Below are 9,379 nucleotides of genomic sequence, written 5' to 3'. Positions count from 1 at the left end.
GACATACATTTATGCTTGGATTTCTTAACGGTGACCGTTTTTATCTGGTATTTAAATTTTACAATAATTAATGAATAAAGTAGGAGTCAGTCCGGAGCAAAAAGTGGGAATGCGTTCAGCTATGAGATCATTGTTAGCGGCTTTGCCGGTTACAATGAGGCCGAGTTTGGAAATCCATTATTTTGCACGAAGTGTAAAATGATTAGTTTCAAACCGACCCATAGCGTTCCAACAGCATTCCCACTTTTTGTGGAGGACGGGAATTCAAATATACTCATGCTATAACCAAACTTGAGTAAGAACTTTATCATACAGGGTTCTTTTCGTTATAGTTATAATTCGGCTAAAATTTTATTAGCTGTAGGTTCATTTAAAATAACATCAGTAAAGTAGTTGCCCAATAGAGCAGCCTTTAATGCTGAGGATTTAAATTTGTCATTAACAATTGCGACGCGACTAGGTACGTGAAGAACTTTTTTGAAACTAATACCAAAGACCTTATCGTTGCTCTCATCAATAAGCAACTTACCATCCTTGTTAATTGGTCGTCCGTAAACTAAGGCAGCAATAGAATCAGAGTTAACGTTAGGGAATAAGACCTTCTTACTGTCGTGCCAAGAATCAATACTGTTGATTGAATCGACCGTTCCCACACTAGTAAAAATCAAATCTAATTGTTGGGCGGTAGCAAGAGTTGGCTGAATAGCAGGTTCCAAAGCTAATAAGCGTCGAACGTCCTTATTCATAATATAAAGTGGCGCATCTATTGTGAGATATTTACCGTTATAACGGGTAGCTACCTTTTGAACCATACGCATTGTACCGGCTAATGAATTGTGCTTGCCATTTTCACCAATAAATTGAGTGAAAACCATATTGTCTTTAGCAGTAGATTGAAATGAATCAATTACATGATAAATCGTGTCTCCCCATGTGAGGCCGATTATTTTTTTGCCATCAATTAAATCTTGCAAATACTTTGCGGCAAAGGAATAAAAACGATCATTTTCGTGAGCAATATCCTCAGTATTCTTTAACACGTAAAAATTAGGATTAGGAAAGATTGAATTGAGCTTATTTTCCAAATCATGACTTCGTGAAAAAGGTGAGCTTATATTGATTGTGACAATTTTTTTATCCACCGCTTCAGATAAGTATTTAGAGATTTTATAACGGCTAATATTGTATTTTTTTGAGATGTCACCCAAGTTTAAATGGTTTAAATAATAGTCTTGAGCTAGATCCACTAATAGTGAGGTGCTTTCTTCCTGAGCCATAAATAAATCTCCTTTGTATATATAAATTACCTTATTTATGGCTCAATTTCAATTTTTAAAGTTTGTGAACTTTGTGAAACTATTTACATTTTTTGAAAAAGAGGGTAGTATATGAATTGAAAAATGTTAAATAAAAACATTATTTTTTAAAAATTTTAAAAAAGAGGCGACACCTATGGATATGGAATTAGTAAAGAAAATACATAAAGCTCATACTGGTGTTCTTCAGATTGATGGAGAATTACCTGTTACAACAATGGAAGAACTAGGTGAAGCATATACGCCTGGCGTTGCAGAAATTAGTAAAATTATTGCTAAGGATCATGATTTAGCTCATGAATATACAGTTAGTGGTAAGTTAGTTGCCATTATTACTGATGGATCAGCTGTTTTGGGCCTTGGTAACATTGGGCCTCAAGGTGGTTTGCCCGTCATTGAAGGTAAAGCTTTGTTATATAAGACTTTAGCTAACGTTAATGCTATTCCATTGGCCTTGGACCAAGTTGATGTCGATGAATTCGTCAAAACTGTTGTTAATATCAGTAAGAGTTTTGCTGGAATCCATTTGGAAGATATCGCCGCACCAAGATGTTTTGAAATTGAACAAAAATTAGCTGAAAAACTTGATATCCCTGTTTACCATGATGATCAAGAAGGTACGGCTATTGTTGTTCTAGCTGGGTTGATCAATGCAGCCAAAGTTGTTAATAAGAACTTGAGTGATTTGAAGGTTGTCATTAATGGTGTTGGTGCTTCTGGTCTAGCCACAGCTGAATTATTGTTCAAGAGTGGTATCAAGAACATTATTTTGGTTGATCAAAAAGGTGTTATTAATAGTAAGGATACTAGCTTGAATGATTATCAATACGATTTAATGAAACGTATTGATTACAAGTCAGATGCTAAGACTTTGGCCGATGCTATGAATGGTGCTGATGCTTTTGTTGGTTTATCAGTCGGTGGCATTGTTACTAAAGAAATGGTTGCTTCAATGGATAAGGGAATTGTTTTTGCTTTAGCAAATCCTAAGCCAGAGATTGAACCAGAACTTGCTAAAGAAGCTGGAGCTCAAGTGGTTGCTACGGGTAGTTCACAACATCCTAACCAAGTTAATAACATTTTGGCTTTCCCAGGATTATTTAGAGGTCTACTAGAAAATCATGTGGATCACTTTAGTTCTGAAATGGAAGCAAGTGTTGCCAGAGGTTTAGCTGAAATGATTACTGATCCTGAACCTGAAAAGATTATCCCTGGAGTTTTTGATAAGAACGTTGTTCAAACTGTTTCAACCGCAGTAACAAACTTTGTAAAAAACGAGGATTAAATTATGCAGATGAATTCTATTCCTGATGGAGATCAACCTAAGAATCTCTTTCAAAAATTTATGGCATTGAATATCGGGATTGTTCCAATGCCACTTTATATATTATTGTTAGTTGCTTATGGACTTTTAACTCTTACTAATCAAATGCCTAATGACATGATTGGTGCTATTGGTATCATGACGCTATTCTCTTTTATCCTAGAGGAAATTGGTAAACATATTCCCATTTTGAATTCTTTAGGTGGAAAAGTTCTAGTTGTTACATTCTTACCATCTTATCTGGTTTATATGAATTGGTTGCCAGGTAGTACTACTAAAGTCGTAACTGACTTTATGAATAATAATAATTTCTTAGCTGTCTTTATTGCTCTTTTGATTGTTGGTAGTATTTCAGCTATGAATCGTAAGACTTTGATTCAAGCAAGTATGAGAATTATCGTAGTTCTTTTGATTTGTGAAGTCGTAGGACCACTTGTTGGTATGGGAGTAGGTATGCTTCTTGGACTATCAGCTTACAAATCATATTTCTTTATCGTCGCACCTATTATGGCTGGTGGTGTTGGTGAAGGTGCTTTGCCACTATCACTTGGTTATGCTGCAATTATTTCAATGGGTCAACAAAATATTTTTGCTCAAATTTTACCATGTGTTATGTTAGGAAGCTTGGTTGCCGTTATTGAAGCCGGTATTTTAAGAAAAATCGGTGAAGTAAAGCCTAAGTTAACTGGTAATGGTCGTTTGGTTGAATCAGATGAAGGTTCTGATGAATTAGGCAGTCTTTCATCAAAATCAGATACTGCTAATATTACTAAGATGTTAGTTTCTGGTATTTTGGCTATCACACTTTATATGCTTGGTGTTTGGGTCAACTCAGTTATTCACTTGCCAGCTCCAATTGTTCTATTGATTGTTGTTATGGTTGCTAAGATGTTGGGTTGGATTCCAGATTCCGTTCAAGAAGGTGGAAAGTCACTCTACAGTTTGACTGTTAAAGGTATTTCACCACTCTTGCTATTCGGTGTTGGTGTTGCTATGACACCTTGGAAATCATTGGTTACTGTGTTCACAAATGTGCCAATGTTGATTACTATTTTCATCACCGTTACAGCTATTGTTACAGCAGCTTTCTTCTCAGCTAAATTCTTAGGAATGTACCCAGTTGATACTGCTATTGCCGTTTCATGTTGTTCAGGTCAAGGTGGTACCGGTGCTCTAGCAATCTTAGCTGCTGGTGATCGTATGAACTTGATGCCATTCGCTCAGGTTGCCGTTCGTCTTGGTGGTGCTATTACCGTTACACTTTCAATCTTCCTAATGAGATTCTTTGCCTAGGAGAAATAACTTGGAAACAACAACTTTAAACTTAAAAGATTCCTATTATTACAAACAATGGCAAAGCTTGATTCAAAATGAGGGCTTAGTCATTGAAAATTTAGACGATATCACTGAAACCTTTGGTATTTATGAAGATGACAAATTAATTGCCACCGGTTCTTACTTCGAAAATGTTCTGAAATATTTAGCGATAGATCCGGATTATCAAGGTGGCAATATTTTTAACAAATTAGTTTCAACATTGATTAATGAATTAGCGGCTCAGAATATCTTTCATGTTTTTGTTTTTACTAAGCCACAATATAAAAAAAGTTTTAGCTATTTAGGATTTAATTTGATTGCTGAAACTGAGTACTCTGCTTTATTGGAGACAGGCGATTATTCAATTGATCAATATATTGCTGAGTTGCCTAGAATATCTGGTAAAAATATTTCGGCCATAGTAATGAACGCTAATCCTTTTACATTGGGACATCGTTACTTAGTTGAACAAGCTGCCCAGAAGAGCGATTCAGTTTATGTCTTTGTCGTTAATCAAGATGCATCGCTTTTTAAAACTTCTGAAAGATTAGATTTGATCAAGCAAGGAACTGCCGATTTAGACAACGTTCAAGTAGTCAGTGGCGGTCAATATATGGTCAGTTTTGTAACTTTTCCTTCTTATTTCATTAAGAGCTGTTCTGAAGTGGCCACATATCAAACTCAACTTGATGCGAAAGTCTTTAAACGAATTGCTAGTGCGTTGAAGATTACTAAACGTTTCGTTGGTAGTGAACCATATTCTCCAACTACCGAAATTTATAATCAGTCATTGCAGAAAGTTTTGCCACCAGAAGTTGAGTTAGAGATTCTTGACCGTAAAGCAATTGATCAAGATATCATCAGTGCTACGAAGGTTCGTCAAGCTATTCAAGCAAATGATTTAGCCACTGTTCAAAAATACGTTCCAGAAACAACTTATAAGTTTATTAAAGATAATATAAAAACATTAATTGGGAGGATTCACGATGGAAATTAAGCATACAGCTCTAGCCGGAACTCTTGAATCAAGTGATATTCAATTCACCCTTTCAAAGGGTACTGGTGTTGAAATCAACCTTAATTCACAAGTTGAAAAACAATTTGGAAAACAAATCAGAAAGGTTATCACTGACTTGCTAGCCGAATATGACATCAAAAATGTTACAGTTCGTGCCGTTGATAAAGGTGCTTTGGATTGTACCATCAAAGCTCGTTTGATTGCTGCTATTCAACGTGCTACCGATACACAAAATCAACCAAATTGGGAGGTACTTGGATAATGGAACGTTTAAGAAGAACAATGATGTTTGTTCCTGGTAACAATCCAGCCATGATCAAAGATGCTGGTATCTATGGAGCCGACTCAATTATGTTTGATTTGGAAGATTCAGTTTCTTTGACGGAAAAAGATACAGCTCGAATGCTAGTATTTGAAGCTTTGCAAAATGTCGATTACGGCAATTCTGAATTAGTTGTCAGAATCAATGGTCTTGACACAGATATGGGTAAAGCTGATATTTATGCCATGGTTAAAGCTGGCGTTGAGGTTATCCGTTTACCTAAGACAGAGACTCCTGAAGATGTTGTTGAAACTGAAAAGGTTATTGAAGAAGCAGAAAAGTATTTCGGCATTGAAGTTGGTCGGACACATATGATGGCCGCAATTGAAAGTGCTGGCGGTGTCTTGAATGCACCTGCTATTGCCAAGGCTTCTGACCGTTTAATCGGTATCGCTCTTGGTGCTGAAGATTATGTCACAATGATGAAGACTCGCAGATATCCTGATGGCGCCGAATTATCATTTGCTCGTAATATGATTTTGCACGGTGCTCGTGCAGCTGGAATTGCTGCCTTTGATACCGTCTATTCAGATGTTGATAACACAGAAGGTTTCAATCATGAAGTAGAAATCATTCATGAACTTGGTTTTGACGGTAAGTCAGTTATCAATCCTCGTCAAATTCCATTAGTTAATGCAATTTATGCACCAACTGAAAAAGAAATTAGAAATGCTAAAGACGTGCTTAATGCAATCGAAGAAGCCCACAAGAAGGGTTCTGGTGTTATTTCATTGCGCGGTAAGATGGTTGATAAGCCGGTCGTTGCTCGTGCGCAAAGAACTATGGCCTTAGCTAAAGCATCGCACTTAGTTGATGAGGAGGGTAATATCTATGCTGAATAAAGTAAATCGTGAAATTCCTGATGATATTTTAAAAGATAAAAATTATAAACCATTTGAAACAACTGAAATTGGTAATCCTGAAACAACTTATGTTGCTCATAACGTTAAGGTTACTCAAGGAGATGATAAGTTAGTTGATTCAATTCCTGATGTAATTGCTAAAACTGGTTTGAAAAATGGTATGACAATTTCATTCCATCATCATTTCCGTGAAGGTGATTTTGTCTTCAATATGGTAATGCAAGAAATTATTAATGAAGGCTTCCAAGATTTAACTTTAGCTCCAAGTTCGTTGACTAATGTAATGAACGATATGGTTATCAAAGCTATTAAAGCTGGAACAATTTCACACATTACTTCTTCTGGTATGCGTGGCAGTTTAGGTGATTTCATTTCACACGGTGGCTTAAAAGATCCCGTTGTACTTCGTTCACATGGTAATCGTGCTCGTTCAATTGAAAACGGCGATATTAAGATTGACGTAGCCTTCTTGGGTGTACCTAATGCTGATGCTGTTGGTAATGCTAATGCTATTCATGGTGATGCCGTCTTTGGTTCAATGGGTTATTCATTGATGGATGCTAAGTATGCTGATAAAGTAGTTCTTTTGACTGATACAATCATGCCTTATCCAAATACTCCAGCAAGTATCAAACAAACACAAGTTGATTATGTTGTTAAGGTTCCTAAGGTCGGAGATCCTGATAAAATTGGTTCTGGTGCTACTCGTTTCACTAAAGATCCTAAGGAATTAAAGATTGCTGAAATGGTTAACCAAGTAATTACTCATTCACCATACTTTAAAGATGGCTTCAGTTTCCAAACTGGTTCCGGTGGTGCTGCACTTGCTGTCAGCCGTTATCTCAGAAAATCTATGATTCAAAAGAATATTAAGGCTTCATTTGCTCTAGGTGGGATTACTAAACCTACAGTTGATTTACTCGAAGAAGGACTTGTTGACAAGATTCTTGATGTCCAAGACTTTGATAAGGGTGCTGCTGCAAGTATGGCCAATAATGAGAATCAACAAGAGATTGATTCATCATGGTACGCTGATCCATACAATAAGGGTGCTGCTGTTAACCAATTGGATGTATGTATTCTTTCTGCTTTGGAAATTGATACGAAATTCAATGTTAATGTAATGACAGGTTCAGATGGCGTTTTGCGTGGTGCTATTGGTGGACACCAAGATGCTGCTAACGCTAAGCTAACTATTATCTCTGCACCATTAGTTCGTGGTAGAATTGCTACTGTCGTGCCAGACGTAACAACAGTTGTTACACCAGGTGACAGTATCGATGTCTTAGTTACCGAAGTTGGTATTGCAATCAATCCTAAGAGAAAAGACTTAATTGCTGCTTTGAAGAATGTTCCAGGCGTTCCCGTTTATACAATTGAGGAGTTGCAAAAACGTGCCGAGGCCATTGTTGGCAAACCTGAAAAACTTCAATTCACTGATCGTCCAGTTGCTTTGATTGAATATCGTGATGGCAGTTTGATCGATACTGTTTACCAAGTTAAAGACTAGGAGAGAGATTTATGATTGATGTATTTTCTAAGGGGATTGAGCAAGATATTGCCCATGTATTAAGAAATCGCGATGCTCGCGTAATGGAGCAACAGTTGCTTTATAAAAAATTGAAAAATAATCAATCATTAATCAATGCCAAGTTGAATATACCTGGTCCGATAAAAAATAATTATTATCTAGGACAATTGTTTCAAATGGGGTTGAAACAATTTTTGGATGATATGTCAGTAGATTATCAATTGCTTTGGGACGTAGCAACTGGTCCAGAAGCCTTTGCGATAATTAATGCTGATGCCAGTAATGTGAAGAAAAGTGCCATCAAGTTCGAGGATAATAATGAATTAGGTAGATTATTCGATATTGATGTTTTATTATATAAAGATAACCTTCATCCATTGAGTCGTAAGGATTTTGGCTTATCTGAACGCAAATGTCTGATTTGTGATAAACCAGCCAAAGTTTGTGCTCGCAGTCGAAATCATAGTGTGGTGGAGATGCAAGAGTATATAAATAAAATAATAAATAGTAATTTGGAGCTTTTATGAAATTAAGTACACAGTTAGCTGATGCTGCTTTGAAAGCTCTGTTGTATGAAGTAGACGTCCAACCCAAACCTGGGCTTGTTGATCCTGTTGATCATTCAACCCATTTGGATATGGACGTTTTTACCTTTATCGACAGTGCCGTTTCATTGCGACCATATTTAGAAGAATTTGCCCAAGCAGGAATTGATTTTCACGGTGAAAATTTGACTGATCTTTTTAAATCTATCCGTCCAATCGGAATAGAAGCTGAGAAAGCTATGTTTGCCGCCACAGGCGATATTAATACTCATAAGGGAGCAATTTTCTCTTTAGGTATTCTTCTAGCTGCAGGAGGATATGACCAAGATCATATTCGTTTAACAACAGAGAAGATGCTACGTGGATTAACCGAGCATGATTTTAAAGATTTGGATAAAAAGATACATTTGACGAATGGAGAACGCATGTATCTCCAATATGGAATTACCGGTATTCGTGGAGAAGCCGAAAAAGGGTATCCAGTTGTCTTTGAAAAATCATTACCTTATTTACGAGCTCATTTTGGCAATGATTTTGGGACAGTTTTGTTAGATACTTTGATGGTCATTGTTTCAGAGTCCTATGATTCAAATGTGGTTAAACGTGGTAATTTGGAATCGTTGGAAAATGTTCAAAAATATGCAGAAAATATTTTGGAGGTTGGGGGATGCAGTCATCCTGAAGGTCGAGAAATATTAGAAGATATGAACAGTTATTGCAATGAAAATAATCTTAGTCTTGGCGGCAGTGCCGATTTATTGATTATTACAATCTTCTTGTTCTTAATCTAAATTTTTAAATTCAAATCACTTTATAAAAGGACCTAATGACTTTTTTATCGGTTTTTTCTCAAGTTTTGTTATAGCGTGAGTATACTAACTGATGTGGTTGAAATATGCTATCGTCCGCAAAAAATCTGTGGGCCACTGGAACGTGGTGGACACGACTTAGAGCTAATAATTCTACACTTCGTGTATAATTATGGATCTCTAAGCTCGGTCTTCTACTAACCTTGCTTCGCAAGCTAAGTAGAATATCACCACTGAGGGCCCACAGATTTTTTATTACCGATTAAATCCTTGGTTCTAATATTGTTGAACAAATTTGCAGTGTAATAGGAATTTTTATCTCTATATATTAAAT

General features: G+C 36.4%; 9 protein-coding genes. 8 read left to right on the top strand and 1 reads right to left on the bottom strand.

Annotated features, from left to right (window positions below):
* Positions 1-332: 332 nt before the first annotated feature.
* Complete coding sequence (locus tag FD26_RS10165) at positions 333-1,277, bottom strand: sugar-binding transcriptional regulator (RefSeq protein WP_057868314.1); 945 nt, start codon at positions 1,275-1,277, stop codon at positions 333-335.
* Between the two features lie 175 nt (positions 1,278-1,452).
* Here FD26_RS10165 and FD26_RS10160 point away from each other — a divergent pair, with 175 nt between their 5' ends.
* From FD26_RS10160 to citG, 8 genes are read left to right on the top strand one after another with little or no spacing between them, the layout of a single operon-like run.
* The gene (locus FD26_RS10160; protein WP_057868313.1) at positions 1,453-2,601 is read left to right on the top strand and encodes an NAD(P)-dependent malic enzyme; all 1,149 of its coding nucleotides are present in this window, start codon (positions 1,453-1,455) and stop codon (positions 2,599-2,601) included.
* Between the two features lie 9 nt (positions 2,602-2,610).
* Positions 2,611-3,933: a 2-hydroxycarboxylate transporter family protein gene (locus FD26_RS10155; protein WP_057868315.1), complete on the top strand. Its 1,323-nt coding sequence runs from the start codon at positions 2,611-2,613 to the stop codon at positions 3,931-3,933.
* Positions 3,934-3,943: 10 nt separating this feature from the next.
* Positions 3,944-4,954, top strand: a complete 1,011-nt coding sequence (gene citC, locus FD26_RS10150; RefSeq protein ID WP_057868312.1) for a [citrate (pro-3S)-lyase] ligase — start codon at positions 3,944-3,946, stop codon at positions 4,952-4,954.
* Complete coding sequence (gene citD / locus FD26_RS10145; protein ID WP_057868311.1) at positions 4,944-5,237, top strand: citrate lyase acyl carrier protein; 294 nt, start codon at positions 4,944-4,946, stop codon at positions 5,235-5,237. The genes citC and citD overlap by 11 nt, the downstream gene beginning before the upstream one ends.
* On the top strand, positions 5,237-6,139 hold the full coding sequence (gene citE, locus FD26_RS10140; RefSeq protein WP_057868310.1) for a citrate (pro-3S)-lyase subunit beta: 903 nt from the start codon (positions 5,237-5,239) through the stop codon (positions 6,137-6,139). The genes citD and citE overlap by 1 nt, the downstream gene beginning before the upstream one ends.
* The gene (gene citF / locus FD26_RS10135) at positions 6,129-7,670 is read left to right on the top strand and encodes a citrate lyase subunit alpha (protein WP_057868309.1); all 1,542 of its coding nucleotides are present in this window, start codon (positions 6,129-6,131) and stop codon (positions 7,668-7,670) included. Before citE ends, citF begins: the two co-directional genes overlap by 11 nt.
* Positions 7,671-7,681: 11 nt before the next feature.
* Positions 7,682-8,218 (top strand): citrate lyase holo-[acyl-carrier protein] synthase, encoded by a 537-nt coding sequence (gene citX, locus FD26_RS10130; protein WP_057868308.1) that lies wholly within the window; start codon positions 7,682-7,684, stop codon positions 8,216-8,218.
* Positions 8,215-9,027: a triphosphoribosyl-dephospho-CoA synthase CitG gene (gene citG, locus FD26_RS10125; protein WP_057868307.1), complete on the top strand. Its 813-nt coding sequence runs from the start codon at positions 8,215-8,217 to the stop codon at positions 9,025-9,027. The genes citX and citG overlap by 4 nt, the downstream gene beginning before the upstream one ends.
* The last annotated feature ends 352 nt before the right edge of the window (positions 9,028-9,379 follow it).

The sequence above is a fragment of the Companilactobacillus crustorum JCM 15951 genome (assembly GCF_001434585.1).
Lineage (GTDB): Bacteria > Bacillota > Bacilli > Lactobacillales > Lactobacillaceae > Companilactobacillus > Companilactobacillus crustorum.
This window is presented reverse-complemented; position numbering and strand designations above follow the sequence as displayed.